Origin of the sequence: Hwanghaeella sp. 1Z406, from assembly GCF_048892425.1 — a bacterium.
In the GTDB taxonomy this organism is placed as follows: domain Bacteria; phylum Pseudomonadota; class Alphaproteobacteria; order UBA8366; family Aestuariispiraceae; genus Pacificispira.
In genome coordinates this window covers 1-287 of sequence record NZ_JBLZHU010000047.1, presented here as the reverse complement: position 1 = coordinate 287, position 287 = coordinate 1, and the positions used below count along the sequence as shown (strand labels likewise).

Below are 287 nucleotides of genomic sequence, written 5' to 3'. Positions count from 1 at the left end.
CGATGTATGCCCAAATTGAAGGGACAGATTATTACGATACTGCAATTACCTATAATCCCCAAAAAGACCGTTTAATCGATGACGACTGCACTTGTCCGGTTGGATATAACTGTAAACATGCTGCTGCTTTAGCGCGGTTATTCTTTCAAGAATATCGTCAGGAATTTCAGCAGCGTTATGCTGACTCTCAATCCCCGCAGGGAATCGCAAAACGCCAACGGGGGGATGATCAGGCGCAGCGCTGGTTGAATGATTTTAAACGGTATTTACAACAGACTGAACCAGAG

1 protein-coding gene is annotated in these 287 nt (G+C 44.9%); it reads left to right on the top strand.

The features are described from left to right. On the top strand, positions 1-287 hold a 287-nt coding region (locus ACOSDR_RS20300; RefSeq protein ID WP_420732357.1), incomplete at both ends, for an SWIM zinc finger family protein.